Source organism: Sphingomonas sp. R86520, from assembly GCF_042466285.1.
Classification (GTDB): Bacteria; Pseudomonadota; Alphaproteobacteria; order Sphingomonadales; family Sphingomonadaceae; genus Sphingomonas.
Genome location: NZ_JAXHBZ010000001.1, coordinates 1,717,000 through 1,741,127, shown reverse-complemented (window position 1 = coordinate 1,741,127; position 24,128 = coordinate 1,717,000). Strand labels below are relative to the sequence as shown.

At 66.0% G+C, this 24,128-nt stretch carries 16 protein-coding genes; 4 read left to right on the top strand and 12 right to left on the bottom strand.

The window, feature by feature from the left end:
- Positions 1 to 61: 61 nt before the first annotated feature.
- The 6 genes from SJY41_RS07895 to SJY41_RS07870 all read right to left on the bottom strand — a co-directional run bounded on the left by SJY41_RS07895 (position 62) and on the right by SJY41_RS07870 (position 9,234).
- Positions 62 to 1,135 (bottom strand): LacI family DNA-binding transcriptional regulator, encoded by a 1,074-nt coding sequence (locus SJY41_RS07895; protein WP_380780585.1) that lies wholly within the window; start codon positions 1,133 to 1,135, stop codon positions 62 to 64.
- Positions 1,136 to 2,635, bottom strand: a complete 1,500-nt coding sequence (locus tag SJY41_RS07890; protein ID WP_380780582.1) for a tryptophan halogenase family protein — start codon at positions 2,633 to 2,635, stop codon at positions 1,136 to 1,138. It lies immediately after the preceding gene.
- Entirely contained in the window at positions 2,632 to 3,663 is a 1,032-nt protein-coding gene (locus SJY41_RS07885; RefSeq protein ID WP_380780580.1) for a cupin-like domain-containing protein, read from the bottom strand. Before SJY41_RS07885 ends, SJY41_RS07890 begins: the two co-directional genes overlap by 4 nt.
- On the bottom strand, positions 3,656 to 4,366 hold the full coding sequence (locus tag SJY41_RS07880) for a SapC family protein (RefSeq protein ID WP_380780578.1): 711 nt from the start codon (positions 4,364 to 4,366) through the stop codon (positions 3,656 to 3,658). The genes SJY41_RS07885 and SJY41_RS07880 overlap by 8 nt, the downstream gene beginning before the upstream one ends.
- Complete coding sequence (locus tag SJY41_RS07875; protein WP_380780576.1) at positions 4,366 to 5,946, bottom strand: tryptophan halogenase family protein; 1,581 nt, start codon at positions 5,944 to 5,946, stop codon at positions 4,366 to 4,368. The genes SJY41_RS07880 and SJY41_RS07875 overlap by 1 nt, the downstream gene beginning before the upstream one ends.
- Positions 5,947 to 6,186: 240 nt before the next feature.
- Complete coding sequence (locus tag SJY41_RS07870) at positions 6,187 to 9,234, bottom strand: TonB-dependent receptor (protein WP_380780575.1); 3,048 nt, start codon at positions 9,232 to 9,234, stop codon at positions 6,187 to 6,189.
- 202 nt (positions 9,235 to 9,436) lie between these two features.
- Between SJY41_RS07870 and SJY41_RS07865 the strand changes: the two genes are divergently transcribed.
- Complete coding sequence (locus tag SJY41_RS07865) at positions 9,437 to 11,695, top strand: glycoside hydrolase family 3 C-terminal domain-containing protein (RefSeq protein WP_380780573.1); 2,259 nt, start codon at positions 9,437 to 9,439, stop codon at positions 11,693 to 11,695.
- A 346-nt stretch (positions 11,696 to 12,041) separates the two neighbouring features.
- Positions 12,042 to 13,262, top strand: a complete 1,221-nt coding sequence (locus SJY41_RS07860) for an MFS transporter (protein WP_380780571.1) — start codon at positions 12,042 to 12,044, stop codon at positions 13,260 to 13,262.
- Here SJY41_RS07860 and SJY41_RS07855 read toward each other — a convergent pair.
- From SJY41_RS07855 to SJY41_RS07830, 6 genes are all read right to left on the bottom strand, one after another.
- Entirely contained in the window at positions 13,259 to 14,074 is an 816-nt protein-coding gene (locus SJY41_RS07855) for a family 16 glycosylhydrolase (RefSeq protein ID WP_380780569.1), read from the bottom strand. The genes SJY41_RS07860 and SJY41_RS07855 overlap by 4 nt on opposite strands.
- Before the next feature lie 16 nt (positions 14,075 to 14,090).
- Positions 14,091 to 15,839 carry an adenylyl cyclase gene (locus SJY41_RS07850; protein ID WP_380780568.1) on the bottom strand — a complete coding sequence of 583 codons (1,749 nt, stop codon included), beginning with the start codon at positions 15,837 to 15,839 and terminating at the stop codon, positions 14,091 to 14,093.
- A 103-nt stretch (positions 15,840 to 15,942) separates the two neighbouring features.
- Complete coding sequence (locus tag SJY41_RS07845) at positions 15,943 to 16,614, bottom strand: DUF6445 family protein (RefSeq protein ID WP_380780566.1); 672 nt, start codon at positions 16,612 to 16,614, stop codon at positions 15,943 to 15,945.
- Between the two features lie 68 nt (positions 16,615 to 16,682).
- A complete protein-coding gene (locus SJY41_RS07840; protein WP_380780565.1) occupies positions 16,683 to 17,642 on the bottom strand; it encodes an alpha/beta hydrolase in 960 nt (319 codons plus the stop codon).
- A gap of 488 nt (positions 17,643 to 18,130) precedes the next feature.
- On the bottom strand, positions 18,131 to 18,451 hold the full coding sequence (locus SJY41_RS07835; protein ID WP_380784084.1) for an HNH endonuclease: 321 nt from the start codon (positions 18,449 to 18,451) through the stop codon (positions 18,131 to 18,133).
- 200 nt (positions 18,452 to 18,651) lie between these two features.
- Positions 18,652 to 20,967, bottom strand: coding sequence for an adenosylcobalamin-dependent ribonucleoside-diphosphate reductase (locus SJY41_RS07830; RefSeq protein ID WP_380780562.1), 2,316 nt, complete (start codon positions 20,965 to 20,967; stop codon positions 18,652 to 18,654).
- Between the two features lie 361 nt (positions 20,968 to 21,328).
- On the opposite strand from SJY41_RS07830, the gene SJY41_RS07825 reads away from it, so the two are divergent.
- Positions 21,329 to 21,664: a GFA family protein gene (locus SJY41_RS07825; protein ID WP_380780560.1), complete on the top strand. Its 336-nt coding sequence runs from the start codon at positions 21,329 to 21,331 to the stop codon at positions 21,662 to 21,664.
- Positions 21,665 to 21,825: 161 nt separating this feature from the next.
- Positions 21,826 to 24,090 (top strand): TonB-dependent receptor, encoded by a 2,265-nt coding sequence (locus tag SJY41_RS07820; protein ID WP_380780559.1) that lies wholly within the window; start codon positions 21,826 to 21,828, stop codon positions 24,088 to 24,090.
- Positions 24,091 to 24,128 lie beyond the last annotated feature (38 nt).

Sequence of the window (24,128 nt, the reverse complement as noted above, 5' to 3'; positions counted from 1 at the left end):
CCCACGATCTTCCAAGTCAACGCACGCCTCACATCGTCCCCCGGTACTGAGCGGCGCGATTTCAGGACCGGCTGACGCTCTCGTGGCCAACTGGCCAGGACGTGGACTCGCGTATCGTCATCGCAGCGGGTACCGTTACCGGCGTTGCCAGCGCGGATCCCTTGACCTGATCGGCGATGATGAGAGTGACGGCCTGCGCGGTGACTTCGGCGATCGGCTGGACGATGGCGGTCAGTGGCGGATGCGCCAGGCGGATGATCGGGGTGTCGTCGAAACTGATCAGCGATAGGTCGGCGGGGATGCTCAAACCCCGCTCCCGCGCCAACTCTAACGTTGCCAGCGTCATCTGATCGTTGCTGGCGATGATTGCGGTCGGTGGCTCGGGCAGCGCCAGCAGTGCGGTCGCCGCCGCACGGCCCGACGCGTGGCTGAAGTCGCCTTGCGCAAGCAGGTCGTCGGTCGGCAGGCCCGCGGCGTGCATCGCCGTGCGCCAGCCATCGACCCGCCACGCGCTCAGTTCATAGTCGTCGGGGCCGGCGATGAAGCCGATCCGGCGATGGCCGAGCGCGACGAGATGCTCGGTCGCGATCCGGGCGGCGCGCGTGTCGTCCATGATCAGCCGGATGCCGGGCCCTTCGGTCAGCGAGCCGATCCGGGCAAAGCTGATGCCATGCGCTTCGAGCAGGTTGATGATCAGCGGATTGCCCGAATGCGGCGGCGTCAAAATGACGCCATCAGGCTGCAGCGCGGCGATCGCCGCCAGCAACTCGCGCTCGATATGGTCGCTATGCGTGTCGACCAGCTCGACGATCAGCCGATAGCCGTGTTCGGCACACGTCAGCATCCCGCCCAACAACATCTGGTCGACCCAGTCCGTACCCTGCCGTGCCCGCCAGTCGGCGATCGTCCGTTCGCGGTCGTTCAGCGCGAGGATCAGGTACGAGCGCGATCCGCCCATCCGTTGCGCGGCGATCGACGGGACGTAACCTAGCTTGTCGATCGACGCCTGGACGCGGCGCATCATCTCGGGCCGGACGCCCGATTCCTTGTTCACGACGCGGCTGACGGTCTGCAGCGACACGCCCGCATCGGCCGCGACGTGCTTGATCGTGACCGCCTGCCGCCGCCTCGCCATTCAACCGGCCGTGGCGGGCACGGAGCCGCAATAGCGCGCGACGTACGCGGCATGCTCGGGCAATCCCGCGACCGTTGCGTTGGTGCCGTCTCGCAAGCCGCCGAGCAGCCGCGCCAGTTCGTCATCGCGGAGCTTGCTCGCGATCGGGTGATAGCTCTGCGGCACGATGCCCTGGCCGAGCATCACCTGCACCCAGCTATTCTCCGCGAACAGCTCCTCGTTCTTGCGGAACACGCGGCCCGTCTCGCGGAACAGCTCGATCTTCTGTTCGAGCGAGGCGGGGATCGGCATCGCCGCGCATTGCCGCCAGAACGCGCTGTCGCGGCGGTCGGTCGCCTTGTAATGCAGGATCAGGAAATCGCGGATCTGCAGCATGTCGGTATGCTGCTGGTCGTTGAATTCGGCGACGTCGCGCGGGCTGACCGCACCCGACGGGAACAGCCGCAACAGCCGCAGCACCGCACGCTGGATCAGATGGATGCTGGTCGATTCCAGTGGTTCCATGAACCCGCCCGACAGGCCGATCGCGACGCAATTGCGATGCCATTGCTGGCGCCGCGCGCCGGTCACGAAACGGATCACGTTCGGCTCGGTCAGCGTCTTGCCCTCGATGTTACCGAGCAGCCGGTCGAGTGCGGCGTCGCGGTCGAGATAGCGGCTGCAATAGACGATGCCGTTGCCGGTGCGATGCTGGAGCGGGATCCGCCACTGCCAGCCCGCATCATGCGCCATCGCCCGCGTATAGGGCAGCGCAGGCCGCACGCTCTCGGTCTGGATCGCGATCGCGGAGTCGCATGGCAGGTAATGCGTCCAGTCGTCGAAGCCGGCGTGGAGCGCGCCCTCGATCAGCAGCGCGCGAAAACCCGTGCAGTCGAGGAACAGGTCGCCCTCGATCCGCGCGCCAGACTCCAGCACGAGCGCGGCGATATCGCCACTCTCGCCGTTCAGCTCGACCTGCGCGATCTTGCCCTCGACACGGCGCGTACCATCGGCCTCCGCCATCCGCCGCAGGAACTTGGCATAGCGCGTCGAATCGAGCTGATACGCATAGTTCATTCGGTCGTCGGGCAGGTGCGCGAACTTGCCCTGCAACGCCGCACGCAGCTCGAGGCAGTAATCGTCATAGGGCTGCGCGTGGCCCTTGGTCAGGCCGTGCAGCCAGAAATGCTGGAAGCCCGCGGACCAGTGATCCTTGCCGGTGATCCCGAAGGAGTGGAAATAGCTGTCGCCGCGGTCCTTCCAGTCGTCGAACAGGATGCCGAGTTTGAACGTCGCCTGCGTCTCGCGCATGAACTCGGCTTCGTTGATCCCGAGCAGCCGGTTGAAGGTGATCATCGGCGGGATCGTCGATTCCCCCACGCCGATCGTGCCGATCGCGTCGGATTCGACCAGCGTCAGCTCGATCGTGCTGCCCATCGTGCGCGCGATCGCGGCGGCAGCCATCCAGCCCGCGGTGCCGCCGCCGGCGATGACGACGCGTCGAACAGATGTGGTTGTCATCGGCTGAGCGCTCTCAGGAGGAAGGCACGGAGGCGACCCGCGGTGTCGGCGGTGAGGGGCGCGAGCACGCCGCGCGCCGCCTCGGGGATATGGTCCGTGACGTCGGGACCATTGGCGAAGACATACTGCTCGAACATATCGCGCCAATGCGCCTTCTCGTCCGCGGGCAGGTCGCGGATCGCCAGCATCGCGTGGTTGAGCGCATCCTGCGGTTGGCCGAGCCATCGCGGCGTCTCGCGCCACCAGTAATTCACCAGGACGTTGAACGCCGCGAGTCCCTCGACGTGATGCCACCACATCGCCGGGATGTAGAGCGCGTCGCCAGCCTCGAGTTCCGCGACTTGGCCATGCTTGAGCGCCTCGCGGAACCGCGGGTGCGCGGCGAAATCTGGGTTATGGAAATCGACCATGCTGACGGCGCGCCCGGCCGGCGTGTTGTCGACGGGGCCGAGATAGAGGTAGCGGAACTGTTCGCGCGGAAAGACCGTGAAGCGCCGCCGCCCGACCGCGACGCAGGCCAGATTGTCGGGCACGTCGTTATGCGCGGCGATCCGCGTGGGCGTGCCCATCCAGATGCTGGCGATCGGGGTTCTGGCGCCGAGATCGACATGGTTCGCCTCGTGCAATCCGACGAAGAACTGATGCAGGTCGATCGACGCGAGATAGATGGCATGCGCGTCGGCCGCGCCCTCGTTGGCATCGATCCGCGCGAAGATCTCGGGCAGTTTGGCACGCAGCATCTGGAAATTCATGCCGGTCGCGTCGTCGTAGAACAGCCGACCGCCGCTGTCGGGCGTGCCAACGGAGACGGCGAAAGGCAGGTCGCGCGCGTGCGCCTGGATATAGTCCCGTGCCGCTCGCGACGATCGACGGCCGGCCTGCACCATTGGCCAGTCCGCTATCAGTCCGCGCATGATGAACGGCGTGGTCGCCTCGCGCAGATGCGCGTCCAGGTCCGCGGAATCGCCGACCGAGATCTCGCGGATGCGCGGCATGCTCGCGAAGATGCCGGGTTCGGCGTCAGCCATGACCGGCCCGACGGTTCTTGCGTGCGATCAGGTCGCCGATATTGCCGAGCGACGCGAGCGCCATGAAGATCGGCATCAGATGCCCCGCGGCATGCAGGTCGGCAACCGCGGCATCGTCGAGCGCGGTGAGCCGATCCTCGTCGATGACATGATAGCCGACCAGCCGGTTCTTCGCGCCGTCATCGAGCGTGACGTCGAGCGTGAGCGGTTCGAGCAGCTCGTGGCGGCGCAGGGCGGCGAAGAAGTCGGCGGATGCGACATAGTCGGTATCGAGCGCGCGGAGCTGATCGGCGATCCGTTCGAGATACGGCGTCGGCCGTCCGGTATCGTCGAACACGCGCGTGCCTTCGCCGGTCCCGATGCGGGGACTGGCCATGTCGATATGCACCTGGCGGACGTCGTTCGCGCCGCGCCCCACCAGGAAGGGCTGGCTGTCGATCGCGAGCGGACGATAGCGCGCATCCCACCGGCCGTCCGCGAGGAACAGGTTTTCGCCTGCCTCGAACCCGAACATCGCCAGCGCGGTAAAGCCGTCGCGCTCCTGGTCGAGCTGGAACAGGATCGGATAATGCGTCTGCACGCGGCGAAACTCGCTCGGCACGGTGATGCAGGCCATCACCGCGTCACCCAGTTCGGGCGAGCGCTCGGTCCGGATACGCAGGTCGCGGTGGTCGTCGGCGGTGAGGATGACGTGGTCGGGCATCAGTGGGTCTGTTCCATGGCGGGTAAGGTGGCATGCCGCAGGGCATCGAGATAGGCACGATTGCTCGGCAGGCCAGCCGCGAGCGTCCGCCTGCGCTGATCGAGGTGCCCGAGCAATCCCCGCACCTGCGATCCGCTTTCCGAGCCGATTGCGCCGCGCGACGGTGGGGGGAAGCCCATGCCGTACAGGACATATTGATAGCTGGCCGCGGGAAAGATCTCGTCGATCATCGGGAAGTCGGCGCGCGATGGCGGCTGGTGCTGCCAGAGCGTCAACAACTCGGCGAGGCGCGGCGGGATCGACGCGGCGTCACGGTGGTCGCGCCAATAGGGTTCGTCGCGGACGCTGAGCACGTAATGGAGCTTCAGGAACTCGACGATCCGGTCCCACCGGTAGCGGAACAGCGTGTTGAAGCGCGCCGCGTGGATGTCCATCGCCCCGCGCGTTGCCGGAAAATTGTCGAGCAGCGCGTCGAGCGAGAGTTCGATCAGCACGATCGCCGACGCCTCCAGCGGTTCGAGGAACCCCGCCGAAAGCCCGACCGCGAGGCAGTTGCGTTCCCAGAACCGTTCGCGGTGGCGCGACTGGAATGTGAGGTGGCGGAACGAAGGCGCCTGCACGTCCGGTATGGTCTCACGCAGATAACGAATGAGCGTGTCCGCCGCCGCATCGTCGCTCAGATGCGCGGACGAATAGACGCAGCCGACCCCACGCCTGGTTGGCAAGCCGATGTCCCAGATCCAGCCGGCCGCGTGTGCGGTGGCATTGGTCTGCGACGCGATGGCGCTGTTGCTCGCGACGGGCACCTGCACCGCGAGTGCGGAATCGTTGAACAGTTCGCCGCCGCGATCGACCGTGCCTATGCCGTAATGGTCGCCGATCAGCAGCGCGGCGTGGCCGGTGCAGTCGAGGAACAGGTCGCCGGCGATCGTGCCCGATGCGCGCGTACGGACAGCCTCGATGTCACCGTCTTCGCGCGTATCGACACCGACGACATGGTCAAGAACGTGGCGAACGTTTAGCCGCCCGGTGGCGTGGCGCATCAGCAGCGCGGCGAGCTTGCCGGCGTCGAGATGGTACGCATAGTTCAACGTGCCGGCGTAATCGGGCATCGCGCGCTGCCGCGGCGCGAGGTCATGGCGACAGATTTCGGCTTGCGCACCGACGATGTCGGCGAATCTGCCACCGCTCTCGGTCCATGCCGCGACGAGATCGCGCGGGTCGCCATCGACGGGCGCGGTGAAGGGGTGGAGATAGCTGTCGCCGGGTGCGCCAGTCCGCCAGCCATCGAACCGCGAGCCCTGCTTGAAGGCGCCTTCGCAGGCGAGGAGGAAGTCTGTCTCGGTGATGCCGATGCGTTCAAGCGTGCGCCGCATCGTCGGCCACGTACCTTCGCCGACCCCGATCGTCGCAACGTCGGGGGATTCGACCAGCGTGACATTGAGGGGGCGGGCGGCACTGCGGTCGGCGCGCGCGGCGATCAAGCACGCAGCCAGCCACCCCGCGGTCCCGCCGCCGACGATCACGACCTCGGCGATTGGGTGGTCTACGGCTACTCTAGGCCCCGTATCTCCGGCCATCGTTTGCTGCCTGCTCTCTCATGTGAGTCCGCTCCAACCTGCGCTGCGGGCGCGATGAAAGCCATAGTTTCGTCAGTTTGGGGTGAGTCACCGATCTCACGATCCTCCCCCGCCAGGGGGAGGTGGCTGGCTCTTGCCAGACGGAGGGGGAGGAAAGGAGCAACCGCCGTTGCGTGACCTCCCCCTCCGTCACCTTCGGCGACACCTCCCCCTGGCGGGGGAGGATCACAAAGATCCAACTCAGAAGTTGAAGCGCAGGCCAGCCGAGTAGCGTGCGTAGCCCGGCTGCGCGAACGTCACGAAGTTGTCGGAGCGCCGATGTCCGCGGCGACCCTGGCCGGTGAGGTTGATGACTTCGCCGAACACCGCGAGCCCCTTGGTCATCTGCACGCTCGCGCTCGCATCGACCTGACCGTACGCCTCGACATAGGTCGGGTCGAACGCGCCGCCGGCGTAGAACTCGCCGCGCCAGTTGTACGCGACGCGCGCCTGGATGCCGTTCTTGTCGTAATAGGCGACCGCGTTGGCGCTGTCGCTGAGCCCGGTCAGCGCGAACTGGCCGAGATTGGGGTCGAGCGCGTTGTCGTACTTCGCGTCGCCGTTGACGATCGTGTAGTTCAGGATGACGCCGAAACCGGTTTCCCACAACCGGTGCTGGATCGCGAATTCCCAGCCGTTGATGTTCGCGGTCTGGTCGCTGTTGAACGGCTGGCTCAACTGGAAGTTGAATAGATCGTCTTCGGGCAGGCCGAAGATGTTGCCGTTCAGCAGGCCGGCATCGCTCGTGCCGGTGACCTGCGACGAGGCCGGGAAGTTGCGCAGGATGTAATCGCGAACGCGCAGGTTGTCGGTCGTCCCCAGCGCCGCCACCGCCTGACGGTAGCGGGGGCCCGAGCCCGGGTTGCGCAGGTTGAACGCGGGCGTATTGAGCTGCGTCGTGCCGATGAAGTTCTCGACGTCCTTCTTGAAGTATCCGACCGAGATGTAGCTTTCGGGGCCATAATACCATTCCGCCGACAGATCGATGTTCTTCGATTTGAAGGGGAGGAGGTTCGGATTGCCCTGGCTGCCCGTGCCGCCGCCGATACGCGGGTTGGAGTCGATGTTGAGGCCACCCTGCAGGCTGCCATAGTCCGCGCGCGTGATGGTGTGGCTGTACGATGCGCGCAGCTTCACGTTGCGGACCGGTTCGATGTCGAAATCTACCGCTGGCAGCCAGTTGTGATACCGGCCCTTCAGCGATGTGAACGAGTTGGCGCCATAGGTAAGCGCGAATTCGTTTGCGCCCGTCCAGCGCGTTCCGGTCGGGATCGGTACCAACGCCGACGAATTCACCTGCGTTTCGTCATAGCGGACGCCGCCGATGATGTGCGCCGACCGGCCGAGCACCTCGAACTTGCCGTTGAACTGAATGTACGGCGAGATCGTCTGCTCGCGGATCCGTCGATCATTGGTATAGTCGGCGAGGCAGGTGCCCGGTGCAGCCGTACCCGTCTGCGGCTTGCTACAGATATTATACTGCGTGCGCAGCAGCTCGGCCATCTGCTCGAATTTGAACGTGTAGATCGACGGCGGGAGCGCCGGATCGTTCGACCCGGCAACGCCGTTGAACTTGTCGGGCAAGCTGGTGAGGTGGAAGAAATCGTCGGGCACCGCGGCCGCGCCGAACGAGGCGCCGCGCGGATCGATGCCGCCCCAGGTCTCGTTCTGGATGAAGCCGTAGGCCGAGCGCACCTTGTTGTCGACGTAGGAGAAGCCCCAGTCGATGCTGTCGAGGAAGTCGCCGTCGTGGTCGTAATGCCCCTTCAACTGGAGCTGGTTGATCTCGTCCTTGAAATACGCGTTGCGGAACGCGTTGCCGGTCGGCGTGATCAGCGCGGCGTTGAGCGGGTCGATCCCCGGATACATCTGGTACGAGATGACCGGGAGGTCCTTCTCGAAGTTGATCGTCTGCGACTGGACGCCAAAGATCGCGCCGCCGATCGACGTGCTGCTGCCGTAATCGTTGGTCGGCTTGGACGTCGCGGTCGAGTGATGCGCGTCGAGCGACATCGTGACGTTGCCCGGTGCCTCCCAGGTCAAATTGCCGCCGAGCGATTTGTTCTCGGATTTGTTCGCGGTCAGCGAGCTGCTGTACGACAGATCCTTCCCGGGAGCGAAATTCTCCGAATAGAAGACCGGACCGGCGGCGGGACCGTTGGTCCATGCGCTGCGCGTGTCGCCGAAGTTGAACCAGATGCCGACGCTGCTGTCGCGTACTTCGACCTTGTTGCTCGAATAGGTGAAGTCGAGCGTCGCCGTCAGCGTGTCGGTCGGCTTGGCCTGCAGCACCAGCTGGCCGTTGATGCGCTCGCGGTCGATGTCGATGACATCATACGCGGCGCTCTGCGGGATTTCGTAGACGTCGGTCGGGCCGGGACGGTTGGTGATGTTCGCAGCGCCCGGGGTGCCCGGTTGCGCCAGCGTGCCCCAGTTGTTCTCCGCACCGAGAAAACCGTCGCGGAAGCCGACGCTGGCCGAGTTGTTGCTCGCCTTGCGCCGCTGATACGCGCCGCTGAACAGGACGCCGATGCGGTCGTCGGCGAAGGTCGTGGACAGGATGCCGGAGACTTCCGGCGTGATCTGGTCCTTGCCGTTGCGCGAGCTGTCGAGCACGCCCTTGGCGGCGATGCTGCCGCGCGTGCCCGGCTTGTCGAGCGGACGGGGGGTGCGGATGTTGATGGTCGAGCCGATGCCGCCCGATGGCACCGCCGCGCGGCCGGTCTTGTAGACCTCGACTGCGGCTACGCCTTCGGATGCGAGATTGGCAAAGTCGAACGAACGCGTTGCAGGCGCACTGGCACCGTCGCCGAGCGTCGAGGTCGGCATCTGGCGGCCGTTCAAGGTGACCAGGTTATATTCAGGACCGAAGCCGCGGACGGTGACGGTCGAGCCTTCGCCGTTCGAGCGGTCGATCGACACGCCGGTGATGCGCTGGAGCGACTCCGCGAGGTTCGTGTCGGGGAACTTGCCGATGTCTTCGGACGAGATCGCGTCGACGACACCCTGGCCGTTGCGCTTGATATCGATCGCCTCACGGAGCGACGCCCGAATGCCGGTCACGACGATGTCGTCCGTCGTTTCGTTCGGATCGGCAGGAGTGGCCTGCGGTGCGATGTCCGAGGGGCCTGGATTGCCGACCGTTGCGGCGGCGTCCTGCGCCATGGCGATACCGGGCATGCCGACCAGAGCCAGTGCCGACGTGCCGATGATGAATCGCGAAAGCGAGCGAGCTGCGAAGCTACGCATGGTAATCCTCCCCTGTAGTCGACGCTATGATCTGCGCCTTCCCCGTGAACGTTCACTTTCTCTGTCCGTCGATTAGTGTCAAGAACGATAGCGCTACCGTTGTGAACGTTCTCAAAATATGCTGTTGATAGTGACTATGGCGCAACACGCCGCCGGACGACTGCCGTTGAGAGCCGTCGCCGGATCAGGAAAGGACCGAGGCATGTCGAAGACCTTTAGAATGGCGCTGCTGGGCGCATCGTTGCTGGCGATCGCCGGTACCGTCGATGCTCGGAATACCGGACAACCGGCGGCGCAGGCATCTGCCGCCACCGATGCGCGGGCGCGCGCCGCGGCGATCGTCGCGCGAATGACGCTCGATGAAAAGATTGCGCTGGCGCACGGGCTGTTCCCGCCGATGGCCGCCGGCAAGACCACCAACGCGTTGATTCCGTCGGCCGGCCATATCGACGGCATCCCGCGCCTTGGTATCCCGCTGGTGCGAGAGAGCGACGCGTCGCTCGGCGTCGCGAACCAGGTCGAGCAGCGCAAGGGCGACGTCGCCACCGCCCTCCCGTCGAGTCTTGCGACTGCGGCGAGCTTCGACGTCGCCACCGCCCGTGCGGGTGGCACGATGATCGGTGCGGAGGCACGCGCCAAGCGGTTCAACGTGCTGCTCGCAGGCGGCGTGAACCTGACGCGGGATCCGTGGAACGGTCGCAATTTCGAGTATCTGGGCGAGGACCCGCTGCTCGCGGGCGAGATGGCCGGCGCGCACATCGCCGGGGTGCAGTCGAACCACATCGTGTCGACCGTGAAGCATTTCGCGCTCAATGCGCAGGAGACCGGACGCATGGTCGTGGATGCGCGGATCGACGAGGCGAGCTTCCGGATGAGCGACCTTCTGGCCTTCCAGATCGCGATCGAGAAGGGGCGGCCGGGGTCGGTGATGTGCGCCTATAACAAGATCAACGGTGACTGGGCGTGCGAGAACCGCCACCTGATGACCGACGTGCTGAAGGGCGACTGGGGCTATCGCGGCTGGGTGATGAGCGACTGGGGCGCGGTGCATTCGACCGCCAAGGCGGCCAATGCGGGGCTCGATCAGCAATCGGGGCAGGAGCTCGACAAGGCGATGTACTTCGCTGCGCCGTTGAAGGCCGCGGTCCAGTCGGGCGCGGTGCCGGCGGCACGGCTCGACGACATGATCACGCGCTATCTGACCGGGCTGATCGAGACCGGTGCATATGACGACGCGGTCCCGGCGACCGCGCAGACCCCGCCCTATGCCGCGCACGCGGAAGTCGCGCAGCGTACAGCGGAGGCCGGCATCGTGCTGCTCAAGAACGACGGCGACCTGTTGCCGGTGGCGCGGACGGCGAAGCGCATCGTGCTGATCGGCGGGCGGGCGGATGTCGGCGTGCTGTCGGGTGGCGGATCGAGCCAGGTCCGCTCGGTCGGCGGTGCGCCGATCGAGATCCCGCTGACGTCAGGCGCGGCGATGTCGTTCGCGCGCTACACCTATCACGCATCGTCGCCGCTGAAGGCGCTCCAGGCCGCGCTGCCGGGTGCGACCGTGACGTTCGTCGACGGCAAGGACGTCGCCGCGGCTGCGACGGCGGCACGCAGTGCGGACATCGCGATAGTGTTCGCGACGCAGTGGACGACCGAGGCGCAGGACGTCGCCGACCTGTCGCTTCCCGATAACCAGGACGCGCTGATCGCCGCGGTCGCCAAGGCCCAGCCGCGAACCGTCGCGGTGCTCGAAACCGGCGGGCCGGTGCTGATGCCGTGGATCGGCGCGGTGCCAACCGTGCTCCAGGCCTGGTATCCCGGCCAGCGCGGCGGCGAGGCGATCGCCGACATCCTGACGGGCAAGGTCTCCCCGTCGGGCCGGCTGCCGATCACCTTCCCCGCCGCTGCCTCGCAGGCGCCGCGGGCGGCCCCGGTCGGGCTCGATCGGCTGACGTCGGTCGAGGCGCAGGCGGCGGCCAATCCGGCGAACGCGTCGACCTTCCAGCTCGCAAGCTTCCCGGTCGAGTATGTCGAGGGCGCGAACGTCGGCTATCGCTGGTACGAGAAGCAGCGCCAGCGTCCGCTCTTCGCGTTCGGGCACGGCCTCAGCTACACCAGCTTTGCCTATCGCAACCCGGTAGTGACGGGCGGGCGCGCGCTGAGCGTCACGTTCGAGGTCACCAATACCGGCAAGCGCGCTGGCGCCGACGTGCCGCAGATGTACGTTGCGCGCGACGGCGCAGCCATGCCGATGCGGCTCGCCGGCTTTACGCGCGTGATGCTCGAACCGGGCGAGACACGGCGGATCACGCTGACCGCCGAACCGCGTATCGTCGCCGATTACGACACGAAACTGCCCGGCTGGCGGATCGCGGGGGGCGCGTACCGCGTGGCGCTGGCGCATGATGCGCAGGACCGGGCGTTGGTGCTGTCCGCCAAGCTCGATGCGACGACGATGAAGCCGTAGGTTCGCAGTGCGCTCACGGTACGATCCTCCCCCGCAAGGGGGAGGTGGCGCTGAAGGCGACGGAGGGGGAGGACACGGAACGATAGGTCATCGCATACCGCCCCCTCCGTCTGGCAAGCGCCAGCCACCTCCCCCTGGCGGGGCAGGATAGTAAAGTCCGGCGACCGTCGACGTGCTCTTGCCTTCTACACTCATGTTTCCCCGCGAGGGCGGGGATCCAGACTGGGCTCCCGCCTTCGCGGGAGAACACGACGCGGGCGTGACCGTCCTCAAGTCGGTATCCGCAGCGTGGTCGAAGGACAGGCGCGCAGTTGCCTGTCCGGCCGGGACCGGCTTAGGTGCGCGAATGGCGCGTCCCCCCGTTTCCCGCGACGTCTTGCCCACTCCAGACCATCGCTCCAGCGGCTTCCTGCTGATCTTCGCGCTCGCGTATGTCGGTGGGGTCGTCGGCTATTTCCCGCTGCTGACCCTGTTGCTGCCGATCAAGGTCGGTGTGGTCGCAGGGGCAGGGCGGCTGGGCGTGCTCACCGCGATCGTCGTCGTCGGCGCGGTTGCGGCGAGCGCATCGAACATCGTGTTCGGGTGGCTGAGCGATCGGTCGGTCGCGCGGGGCGGGGGGCGCAGGGGCTGGTTGGCCGGCGGCGTGGTCGCGACGGCGATTTCCTATGCGGCGATGACCGTCGCGACGACATCGACCGCGCTGATCCTCGCCGTCGTCGCGTTCCAGATCTCCGTGAACGCGCTGCTGGCACCATTGCTGGCGATCATGGCCGACGAGGTGCCCGATACGCAAAAGGGCGTGGCAGGCGGATTGCTGGCGATGGCGAGCCCGGCGGCATCGGCCTTGGCGGCGGTGCTGCTGGCGATTGCCTCGCTGAGCGAAACGGCGCGGCTGGCGATCGTTCCGGTCGTGGTGGCCTGCTGTGTCGTCCCGTTATTGCTGACACGGGCGCAACCGGTCGCGCGGATCGATCCCGCATCGCCGCTGAAGGCCGTGCTCCGCCGGGATCTGGCGATCGCCTGGGGGGCGCGCCTGTTCGTGCAGGTCGCGGGCAGCGCACTGTTCGTCTATCTCTTCTACTATCTCGAAAGCGTCGCGCCGACGGTGGCACCGGTCACGATCGCGGCGCGGATGGGGACGGTGATGATCGTCGCCTACACCGTGCCGCTGCCGATCGCGGTGCTGGTCGGACGGCTTGCGGATCGGTTCGGGCGAACCAAGCCGTTCCTGTTCGCAGCGACGGTCGTCGCCGCGGCCGGGCTGTGCGGGATGGCCGTCGCGGAGGATTTCACGAGCGGCGCGGTCGCGTTCTGCGTCTATACCGCGGGCGCGTCGGTGTTCCTGGCACTGCACGCGTCGTTCGCGATGCAGCTGTTACCGAACCCCCGTCACCGCGGGCGTGACCTGGGCTTGCTCAACCTGACCAACACGCTGCCGGGATTGCTGGGGCCGACGCTTACCTGGGCGCTCGCGACGCCGACCGATTTCGATGCCGTGATGCTGGTGCTCGCCGCACTGACGCTGTGCGGCGGCGTGATAATTCTCGCTGCGCGGGGTCGGCGTTAACCGCGCCAGTACCGGACGTAATCGACCGCCATGCGCTGTGGGAAGGCGGTATCGTCGATCCCTTTCTGGCCGCCCCAGTCGCCGCCGACCGCGAGATTGAGGATCAGATCGTACGGCCGCGTGAAGGGCCATGCCGCCTTGCCACCGGGCTGGTCGTTGGCGACGCGCATGATCGCGTGGCCGTCGACGCCGATGGTGATCGCATCCGCCCGCCAGTCGAGCTGATAGCGATGATAGGCGGTGCACGCCGTTGCGATCTGCGTCTGGGCGCCACGCTGCGTACCCTTGACGTGATTGAAGGCGGCGGTGTGCAGCGTCGCGTGGACGGTGCCGGCATCCCAGCCGACCATCTCCATCACGTCGATCTCGCCTTCGTCGGGCCATTTGCCGCCCGACGGCAGCAGCCAGATCGCCGGCCAGCTGCCGCGAGCGCACGGCAGTTTCGCACGGACCTCGTAAAAGCCGTTGCCGCGGGGCTCGCGTGAAACGAGCTTGGCGGAGGTGTACGCCTGGCCGCCCCAATCGGCGAACCGCGACTTGTCCAGCGTCTCGCGCCGCGCCTCGATCACCAGCGCGCCGTCCTCGATCCGCGCGTTCTCGGGCCGGTCCTTCGCATAATATTGGCGCTCGTGATTGTACCAGCCTTCGGCGTTGCGCGACACGTCGAAGCGCCATTTGCTCTGGTCGATCGCCTTGCCGTCGAACTCGTCGGCAAAGCTCGGTGTGCCCTTGGGCGTGGCCATCGGCGCGGTGGCGCTGTAGTTGGTCGCGCCCAGGGTGGCGGCTTGCGCGGCGAGTATCAGCAGGATCATCGGATCGCCCTTTTCATCATGGATAGCGTGTCAGCGTCTGGCGAACGGCGCCCGGTCGAGCAGCGGCGCCGGCATCGTTGACCAGATGCGCGATCGTACCCTGGCCGGTGCCGAGCGAGATCGTCGTGATACTGGCGAAGCGGACGCCGGGCCGCCGCGGTGCCTCGATCGCGCTTTCCAGCACGATCGAAGGGTCGGCAGTGAAGTTGGCGTAGATCCCGAGGCCGGTCGCTTCGTGTGCCGTGACGGTATCCGCGACCTTGTACGCGGCCCAGCCCCGCGTCTTTCCGGCCATATAGGCTGCTTGGCTCGGCGGATCGTAGGGGAGTTCGCACTGGTAGAAATAGGTCCGGCCGCGTTCGCCGTTCCACGTTACCTGATATTTCTGGAAATGCTCGACGAAGAGACCGTAGATGGTCACGTCGTCGCCGTTGACGATCAGGCCGTGGTCGGCCGTGCTTTCAGTCCAGCCGACGTGCACGCGTCCGCCGTCATGATCGCCGTGGTCGGCACGCCAGATCCAGAGATGATCGCCGATCACGTGGTGGCTGTTGATCTCCAGGCAGGTCTGCGCCTTGCCGACGGTCGCGCCGCCGACCCGGAAGAACAGGTCGGCGAGCAGCGTCGGGTTGCGGCTGTGGTCGCGCCTTGCACCGCGGGGACCGACCTGGACGAGAACCGGCGTTTCGACCGGCCCTGCGTCGATCAGCAGGCCGGCGATCGCGACGCCCGGGACGTCCGCGACGATGATCGCGGACGAGCCCCGTTCGGCGAGCAAGGTCGCCAGTCCCAGGCCCAGCACCACGGTGCCGGCCTGCTCGATCCGCAACGGCTCCTGCATGCGATAGATACCGGGGGTGAGCAGAAGATGCTTTCCCGTGGCCAGCGCGGCGTTGATCGCCGACACGGGCGTATCGGGATGGGCGATCAGGAACCGCGACAGGGGAATGGACGTGCCCGCGGGTGCGCCATCGCCCCAGCTCGTCCCGCGCGTGTCGCGTCGCACGGCAGGGACGAAAACCCCCCATTCGCCGGTGCGCGTGACATGGAGGAAGGGTTTCTCCCTCACCAGGGGCACGGTCGGCAGGCTGGTATAGGGCGGTTCGGGAAAGCTGGTGGGCGGAGCGCCGTCGACACCCGCGAACATCATGTTCCAGTTCGATCCGCGCCACGCTCCGATATGGCTGTTGCGGGTGAACCATTGTTGTTGCGTGCCCGACCGCACCGTTCCGTCGATCCGGCAGTCCGCCATGAACCCGCCGCTCGACCAGCCGCCATCGTCGAGCGCCAGGTCGCCCTGCAGATGCACGCGGCGATAGGGTGCGGCCTGCGACACCGCCCAGCGGTCCGCGCCGTCGGCGGGACGCACCGCCAGGTTCTCGACACCGCGCCAGAAATTGACGAGCGCCATGCCCTTGGCCCAGTCCGCCTCGGCATGGACGTGCCCGTCGATCACGACGTCACCCGGTAGTGCGCCAAGCCCGGCGACCTGCGTGAAGAACCCGACGTTCACGTCGACCGAATAATGTCCCGGCTTGAACAGGATCGCATGACGGGCGTCGGTGAAATGCGCGCGCTCCTGGTCGCGGAAGATGGCGTCCATCCGAGCCTGTACGGCGCCTGCCGGCATGGCGGGGTCGACGACGAAGACGTTGGGGCCGAAATCCGGCAAAGCCTCGCGTGCGGTCGCGGCCGAGATCGGGAACGCAGCGACGAGGCCGGTTCCGCCAAGTCCTTCGAGAAACGCCCGGCGCGTGTGGTTCAAGGCAGGCCTCCCCAATATCCGCTCCGGAACCGTCGCCGCGTCGTGCGGACCCGATCCGGTAGCGCGACCGGGTTAGGCGAAGCGAGCGATCGGCTCAACCGCCTCATTCGATCGCGAGGAACGCGGTAACCGTCAGTCGCCCCAGCGCAGGGTCGGCCGAAAGTACCGCATCGCCCGCAATCGCGCCGCTGTGGAGGACGTAGCTGCGGTACAGCAATGCCCGGTTGTAGGCGGCATCGATTAGGGCCGTGCGATCGAACAGTGCGGTGTCGTCGGTAATATATCCTTGCGGCTGCATCGCCTCCACCTCGCTCCCGAGCCGCGCAAAGAACGCGGGTGCGCGCGTTTCGTCGATCGTCTCGAACCCCGTCTCGCGATGGCGGAAAAATGCGGTACCGTCACGGTTGGTCGGCGAGAGATAATGAACCAGCGCGATCCGGTCGCGTCCATAGGCATCGACATGCGGTAGGCGCTGGCGGATATCGAGCGCGTCCGGCGCGATCGTGACGATCGAGAATTGCGCATCGACGACCCGGATGCGGCGGCACGGCCCGAACTCTCGCCCGAGCGCGCGAGCGACCAGGGGAAGCTGATCGCGCAGATACGTATCGGGCAGGCCCGCGCGGAGGCCGGGGTAATGCTGTCCGGCAGATACGAACGTGGACTGTCCGGCTGCCGCGCGCAATCCGTCGGGATCGCTGGCAAAGCCGTCGATGACGACCAGCGGCTCCGCTTCGTTCCCGATCCGTCGTCTGGTGACAGCGTGCATGGTCATGGCTGACCGTCGATCATGATCGACGGCCGCTGCGACCCCGGTTGGTCATCATACCGTACCATATGGGCTTACTGCGCCGCTCGGCTGGGAACCTGGTCACGCCATACCCATCGCAACACGTCGGGCAGGATCGCCCCGCCATCCGCGTCCGAATGCCCACCGCTCGTCCACCGATGATCGACATCGTAACGCGCTCCGCCGCTCCCGCCCGCGTCCGCATGCACGTTGGCCCATTCCAGGCTCTTCAGCATCTGCTGGTTGGCGAGGAACCAGTTGCCGTGTTCGTTGTCGAGATCGCTGCTTCCGTCCTGCAGGAAGATCCGCAGCGGCCGGACCGGGCTCTTGCGGATGAGCCCGGGATAGGTGTCGCCACCATAGGCCAGCGGCCGTCCGTCGGGCCCTAGCTTCAGGCCGATCGAGGTATAGCTGCCGATGAAGCTGATGACATTGCCGAACGCCTCGGGATGCCGCCACGCTACGGTCCACGACGCGATGGCGCCGCTCGACGTACCCCCGATCGCCCGACGTTTCGGATCCGACGCGAAGCGCCACGTGCGGGCGACGGCGGGCAGCAGCTCGTCCAGCGTCATCCGGGCGTAATCGTCGGACAGCGCGTCATATTCCTCGACCCGGTGATCGGGATTGTCCATGCCCAGGGTAGCGGGATAATGCGGCGAGGCGTTGCCCGGCGTCACGAACACCCCCAGCGTCGGCGGAATGGCGCCTTGCGCGATGAGCGAGTCGAGGACGGCGGGCACGTTCAGCGATCCTCCCGGTGCGACCGCCCTCTGCCCATCCTGGAACACCAGCAAATTGGGTGGGCGCGTCGGACTATAGGCCGCCGGCACATACACCCAGTACCGCCGCACCGTACCCGGATAGATCCGCGCGTGGAGCTCGAAGGGACCTTCGAGCCGTCCGCGCAGCGCGACCGCCTGCGATGATCGGGCGTGCGTCGGTGTATCTGTGCCCGACGCCACGTTCGCTGATGTCGCCAGCAGGGCCGCCAAAAGGAGGATCACGCGCATTTCCGCTCCAGTTCGCCTTGGTGGCATTCGAGCACAGCTCTGCCATCGGTCGTGGCGACCGTACCACGCCCTGCGCATGAACGAATGCAGGAAACCCGCTTGACCGTCGATAGCACCGCTTCGCAAAATACCAGTCGCGGTGACAAGGCCAGTCTCACGCAAGGCGGGCTTCGCATACCGCCCAGCCGGACGCCGATAACGGTGCCGCGCTTTCTGTCCTGTGAGGATGCATTAATTCGTCCGGGATCATTGCTGGCGTGCAGTGACGAGGTCCGCAGGTGCAGCCGATCGCCGTCGCTGCGCGGGGCTTCCCGGACCGAGTACGTCGAGAAAGGGCGCCTATGCCTATGACGATCGTGCCGCAGCGCGCGGTGATGCGTATGATCCGTCACGATCGAATTGGGATAGCCCGGGACCGTACACGCCGTTCCGTGCTCGCGATGCATGCCGAACCGGTGGCAAGAGAGGGAGCGCTCAGCGGGGCTGGGTCAAGGCGTGGTCCGCTGCCGTGTCGGCGCCCGGAAATCCGGCGGCTTGTCGGCGATCCACCGCAGGTATCGACGCATGTCGTCGCGTTCCCGCAACTGCTCCATCGTAGCATACGACGTCGCGAGCTCGCGGTTCGCGACGAAGGCATGGATGGTACGATGGCAGATAGGATGGACCGGCACGGTCTGCGTGCCGCCCTCGCTCTTCGGCACGACGTGATGCCGCTCCACGCGCTGCCCGAGTAGCCGGCCGCACAGCGCGCAACTGACGTCCAGCGGTTCTCGTGCCGCCCTTGCCGACGCTTCGGCCAGTCCGACCATCCGTTTTACGCGACCACCCATGCACATTATATGATGGTTACGCAGTCACTTACGAGGGCGGATGTCGCGAGCTGGTGTCACTTTCCAGAAGCGCGGAACGTGGCCCTCCGTCGCGACGGCCGATCGGCCACGTCGACGGAGGACGCGTTCCTCCGATCAGCTACCTCGCTCGGAACACGGGACGCGCGAAGGCACCGCGTTCACCCGCACTTGCTGTACCCGCACTGATAGCAGGTCAGGCATCCCTCGAGCATGTGCGCGGTATGCCGCTTGCAGTTCGGGCATTGTTCGCCGGTCGCTTCGAACGCGAGTGCGGGTTCCGGCTCCGAATGCTGGCGCAGGATGCGGCCGATCAGCGCGATCAGGCTGGGGGCATAGCTGCCCTTGGTCTCGTGATCGAGGCGTACGAGCGCGCCACCCTTAGGCGAATGGACGCGCTCGAGCTCTTCGAACAGGAAGGTCGCATCGCCGCGCCGGCATGCCGCGGACAGCGTCCGGGTCAGCGCGGCCATCGTCTCGAAATTCTCCACCGAGCTGGTCGAGATGAAGATCTCGAACGGCACGCGGCGGCCATCGGGGTGCACATAGTCGTTGATGGTAAGGTAGTAATTCTCGCCATCGATCGGCCATTTGATCTTCACCGTCTTGCCGCTCAGCACCTGCGGGCGGGTGAGCACGTCGGACGCCGCGGTCGACGGCGGCGCGACGACCGGCTCGGCTTCGGCGGCGTCGCTCTTCACCGACAGCACGGACCCGCGAATGCCGCTCGGGCGATAGGTCGTGCAGCCCTTCATGCCTTCGCGGTAGGCGGTGAGGTAGACCTCGCGGAACGCCTCGTACGGCATGTCGGCAGGGCAGTTGATCGTCTTCGAGATCGCCGCGTCGACCCACGCCTGCGCGGCGGCGGCGACGGCGATGTGATCGTCCACCGACAGTTCGAGTGCGGTGACCATGTAGTCGGGCAGGGCGGCGGCGGGGTCGAAGCCCGGCATCCGGCTATAGAGGTACCAGCCGTAATCCTGCACCTCGAAGCGTTCGAGCGTCTGCTCGGTCGCGGTCTGTTCGATCACGACGGCGCGGTCGTAATGCCAGCTGAAGGTCGGCTCCACGCCAGAACTGACATTGCCGTAGAAGATGGACGTCGTCCCGGTCGGCGCCAGCGTCAGCAGCACGCCGTTGCGGATGCCGTAAGCGCGGATGTCCGCGACCAGGTCGGCCGGCAGCTTGGTCAGGAACGGTGCGCGGGCGAAGGCCTCCGTGTCGTAGGCCGGGAAGGCGCCACGTTCGCGCGCGAGCGCCACCGATGTGCGGTAGGCCTCGATCGCGATCGCCTTGCCGATCTCCTCGACCAGCGCCGCTGCCGTACGGCCATAGCGCACCCGCATCTGCTGCAGCAGGTTGCCGAGACCGGTATAGCCGAGACCGATGCGACGTTTGGCGAGTGCTTCCCCGCGCTGTTCCGGGGTCGGGAAGGGCGACGTGTCGAGGACGTTGTCGAGGAATCGGACGCCGACCTGCACCGCGCTGCGCAGCCTGTCCCAGTCGACCGCCGCGTCGGCCGTGAACGGGTGCAGGACCATGTTGGCGAGGTTCACATGGCCGAGATCGCAGTCGCCATTGGGCGGCAAGGGCTGCTCGCCGCACGGGTTGGTCGCGGCGATCGTCTCGCAATAATTGAGATTGTTCAGCCGGTTGACGCGGTCGATGAAGATCACGCCGGGCTCGGCATAGTCATAGGTCGTGCGCGTGATCAGGTCGAACAGCTCGGCGGCGGGCAGGCGACGATAGACGTACCAGGGGCGGCCGTCCTTTTCGCCGACCGCGACATGCTCGCCGTCCGCGCGCGGCACGTGGAAGCCCAGGTCCCAGTCCGCGCCAGCCTCCAGCGCCGCCATGAAATCGTCCGTTACCGTCACCGACACATTGAAGTTCTTGAGAAAATCCTTGCGCGTCTTGGCAGCGATGAAGGCCAGCACGTCGGGGTGCCAGACCGGCAGCACGCCCATCATCGCGCCGCGCCGCGACCCGCTCGACCGGATCGTGACGCACATCCCGTCCCACATCGCCATGAACGGGATCACGCCCGACGAGATCGATCCGGTCCGGCCGACTACCGCGCCGTCCGGTCTCAGCGTGCCGAAATCCATGCCGATGCCGCCGCCCTGCTGCTGCGTGAACGCCGCGACGTTAAGCGCGGGCATGATGCCGACGCCGTCCAGGCCGGGTTCGCTGTCCATCGAATCCTGGATCGTCGGGCTGACGAAGCAGTTGATCCACGTCACGCGCTTGGTCGTGCCCGCACCGGCGAATATGCGGCCGCCCGGCACCCAGTCGCGGGCTTCGAGCGCGGCGAGCGCTTTCGCCCCCTGCGCCGCGGCATCGTTCACATAGACTCCGCCGACGACGCGCGCGAACGTATCGGACGGTGTCGCCTCGCTGCCGTGGCGGTATTTCTCGCGCCAGATATGGACGGTGACGGGCTGGTCGAGCGGGCCCATGGCGGTATCGGAAGTCATAGACGAACCTTCGTTCATTGTACGGGCCAGCGTTCGGCAGCCCCTTGCGCCAGGGCGGAAATGGCCTCTAACCCTTTATGGTTCTCAACGGGCTGATGCGCAACATGTTGTGTATGACCCGCGACACTAACGCCACCAGTTGAAGGCGAAAGCAGCGTTCGCTGTTGCGACGCCGGGGCGAAACGGTTGAAAAGCGGTACATCAGCCTAACGATCGGCCATTGTGCAAAACCTGACTTGGTCGGGTCGCTCGGTTGCGGATGTCGCCAGACCCTATAGGCTGTGGCGTCGGCAAGTGAGGCCCGGACCAGGACTGCGGCTCGGTCGCCGTTGCGGTTCGCAACCCCGGTTTGGAATGCATCATGAGTGAGCATCGCGGTAGCTGTCATTGCGGACGTATCCGACTTCTCCTGCGCGACGAGCCAGTAGAGCTCGTCGAATGCAATTGCTCGGTGTGCAGGCGGACCGCCGGATTGTGGCATTATTGCAGTCCCGATGCCGTCGTCGTGGAAGGAGAGGGGGAGTCCTACCAGCAGGGCGATCGCGCACTCGACCTGTGGCACTGTGCGACGTGTGGTTGCACGACCCACTGGACGCCGACCGATCCCACCTACCCGCGCATGGGGGTCAATATCAGGATGTTCGAACCCGCTTTATGGCACGGCCTGCCACGTCGACAGGTCGACAACGCGGACTGAACGCGTGAAGATCGGGTCGCGAGGCACGGTACGCCGCAAAAGCCGTACGACGACTCATTAGGCTATTGTCGCGTGTTACAGGCGTGTTACCATCCCGATACAGGTCCGGGTCACGCGGACCGATACGGGAGGATGTCCGGGGATCTTTGGGGGGAACATCCATGAGCCGCGTGTCCGTTCGTACGTCTGCCATCCGCCGTCTGCTGGTCGGCGCGACTCTGCTTCTAGCCGCCACCCCCGCCGTTGCGCAGGAGCAGACGCAACCAGCCGCCGCCGACGATCAGGGGCTGGGCGAAATCGTCGTCACCGCCACGCGCCGTCAGGAATCGTCGAAGGACGTGCCACTCGCGGTGACGTCCATCAGCGGTGAAAAGCTCGATGTGCTGAACTCCAGCGGCCTCGACATCCGTTTCCTCGCCGGCCGCACGCCCAGCTTGCAGGTCGAATCCTCGTTCGGCCGCACCTTCCCGCGCTTCTATATCCGCGGCCTCGGCAACACGGATTTCGATCCGAACGCCGCCCAGCCGGTGTCGGTCGTGTATGACGATGTCGCGCTCGAAAACCCGATGCTGAAGTCGTTCCCGGTCTTCGATCTGCAAAGCGTTGAGGTCTTGCGCGGGCCGCAGGGGACACTGTTCGGCCGCAACACCCCGGCCGGTGTGGTCAAGATAGACTCCGCCAAGCCGAACGCCGACAAGGCGTCGGGCTACGCGACCGGATCCTGGGCGACCTACAACACGATCAACGGCGAGGCGGCGATCAACCTGCCGATCGGCAACGGCTTTGCGTTCCGTGCATCGGGCTTGATCCAGTCGCGCGACGACTGGGTGACCAACGACTCCGCGACCGGCAATGCCGACCGCAAGCTGGAGGGCTATCGCGACGTGGCCGGGCGCTTCCAGCTCAGTTACGCGAGCAGCGATTTCAACGCGTTGCTGAACGTGCACGTCCGCGATCTCAATGGTTCGCCGCGGATCTTCCGCGCCGGGCTGTTCAAGCCGGGCACCAACGATTTCAACGCCGGCTTCGACCCCAAGCATGTCGCACTCGACGGCTATACCAGCCAGAGCCTGACGCAGTGGGGCACCAATCTGCGGCTCGATTATCATGCGGAAGGGATCGGCACCTTCTACTCGGTCACCGCCTATGAGCAGGCCAGGGTCGAAAGCACGGGCGATGTCGATGGCGGCAACAACTATACTTTCCTCGGCGGCACGATCGGCGCGATCAATGTCGGGCTGTTCCCGTCGAACACCGGCGGGATCACCAAGCCCAGGGAGTTCAGCCAGGAACTGCGGTACGCCAGCGAGGATATGAACGGCATCCGCCTGCAGGGCGGGCTGTATTACTTCCATCAGACGTTGCGCTACAATCAATACGACTATGCGTTCGGGGGAACGGGGTCGCGCGACACCGATCTCGACCAGGATATCTTCCACGACAACCGCAACGAGAATTACGGCGCGTTCGCATCGGTCGAGGCCAAGGCAACCGACAAGCTGACGCTGCGTGCGGGTGTTCGGTACTCGCATGATTACCGCAACGACCGCGTCACCGCGCCGCTCCCCGGAAGCGGGATCAGCGACACGCTGCCCGCCCGCGCCGTGGTCCGCGCCTCGAACGTGACGTGGGACGCCAGCGCGACCTACGAACTGACGCCTGCGATCAACGTCTATACCAGGCTCGCGACCGGCTATCAGGGCCCGGCGATTCAGGACCGGGTGACCTTCGGCAGCGTCCAGAGCACCGCGCCGAAGCAGACGACGATCTCGGGTGAGAGTGGCTTCAAGGGGACGCTGCTCGACCGGAAGGTGAACTTCTCGCTCGACGCCTATTGGTACAGCACGAAGGATCTGCAGATCACCGCGGTCGGTGGCAACACCAACTCGGCGCGCCTGATCAGCGCGAACAAGGCGATCGGCTACGGCGTCGAAGGCGAGTTCGAAGCGCGTCCGCTACCCGAACTCACGCTGACCGCGAGCGGTAGCTACAACTTCACCGAAATCCGCGATCGGGGTATCAGCGTCGGCGTCTGCGCCACCTGCACCGTGCTGGATCCGATCGTCGACGGCCGCGCGGTAATCGACGGCAACGACCTGCCCCAGGCACCCCGGTGGATCGCCAACGGGACGGCACGCTACGGCATCCCGCTCGCCAATGGCGGCGAGATATACGCCTATACCGACTGGGTTTACCGCAGCAGCATCAACTTCTTCCTGTACGATGCGGTCGAGTTTCGCGGCAAGTCGTCGTTCGAGGGTGGCCTGAAAGCCGCGTACAAGTCGCCGCAGGGCTATGAGATCGGCGCGTTCGTTCGCAATATCACGAACCAGTATCGCAGCATCAGCGCGATCGATTTCAATAATCTGACTGGCATGATCAACGAGCCTCGGATCATCGGTGGTCAGTTCAAGGTCGCGTTCTGACGAGGCCGTCGGCCTGACGGACAGTGTTCGATCGCCAT

Coding starts and splice junctions, on each gene's coding strand:
- SJY41_RS07835 (WP_380784084.1), bottom strand. CDS start 18,451: ATGGTCGGACTGGCCGAAGCGTCGGCAAGGGCGGCACGAGAACCGCTG.
- SJY41_RS07860 (WP_380780571.1), top strand. CDS start 12,042: ATGGCGCGTCCCCCCGTTTCCCGCGACGTCTTGCCCACTCCAGACCAT.
- SJY41_RS07840 (WP_380780565.1), bottom strand. CDS start 17,642: ATGCGCGTGATCCTCCTTTTGGCGGCCCTGCTGGCGACATCAGCGAAC.
- SJY41_RS07865 (WP_380780573.1), top strand. CDS start 9,437: ATGTCGAAGACCTTTAGAATGGCGCTGCTGGGCGCATCGTTGCTGGCG.
- SJY41_RS07890 (WP_380780582.1), bottom strand. CDS start 2,635: ATGACAACCACATCTGTTCGACGCGTCGTCATCGCCGGCGGCGGCACC.
- SJY41_RS07885 (WP_380780580.1), bottom strand. CDS start 3,663: ATGGCTGACGCCGAACCCGGCATCTTCGCGAGCATGCCGCGCATCCGC.
- SJY41_RS07830 (WP_380780562.1), bottom strand. CDS start 20,967: ATGACTTCCGATACCGCCATGGGCCCGCTCGACCAGCCCGTCACCGTC.
- SJY41_RS07855 (WP_380780569.1), bottom strand. CDS start 14,074: ATGATCCTGCTGATACTCGCCGCGCAAGCCGCCACCCTGGGCGCGACC.
- SJY41_RS07845 (WP_380780566.1), bottom strand. CDS start 16,614: ATGACCATGCACGCTGTCACCAGACGACGGATCGGGAACGAAGCGGAG.
- SJY41_RS07870 (WP_380780575.1), bottom strand. CDS start 9,234: ATGCGTAGCTTCGCAGCTCGCTCGCTTTCGCGATTCATCATCGGCACG.
- SJY41_RS07825 (WP_380780560.1), top strand. CDS start 21,329: ATGAGTGAGCATCGCGGTAGCTGTCATTGCGGACGTATCCGACTTCTC.
- SJY41_RS07875 (WP_380780576.1), bottom strand. CDS start 5,946: ATGGCCGGAGATACGGGGCCTAGAGTAGCCGTAGACCACCCAATCGCC.
- SJY41_RS07895 (WP_380780585.1), bottom strand. CDS start 1,135: ATGGCGAGGCGGCGGCAGGCGGTCACGATCAAGCACGTCGCGGCCGAT.
- SJY41_RS07880 (WP_380780578.1), bottom strand. CDS start 4,366: ATGCCCGACCACGTCATCCTCACCGCCGACGACCACCGCGACCTGCGT.
- SJY41_RS07820 (WP_380780559.1), top strand. CDS start 21,826: ATGAGCCGCGTGTCCGTTCGTACGTCTGCCATCCGCCGTCTGCTGGTC.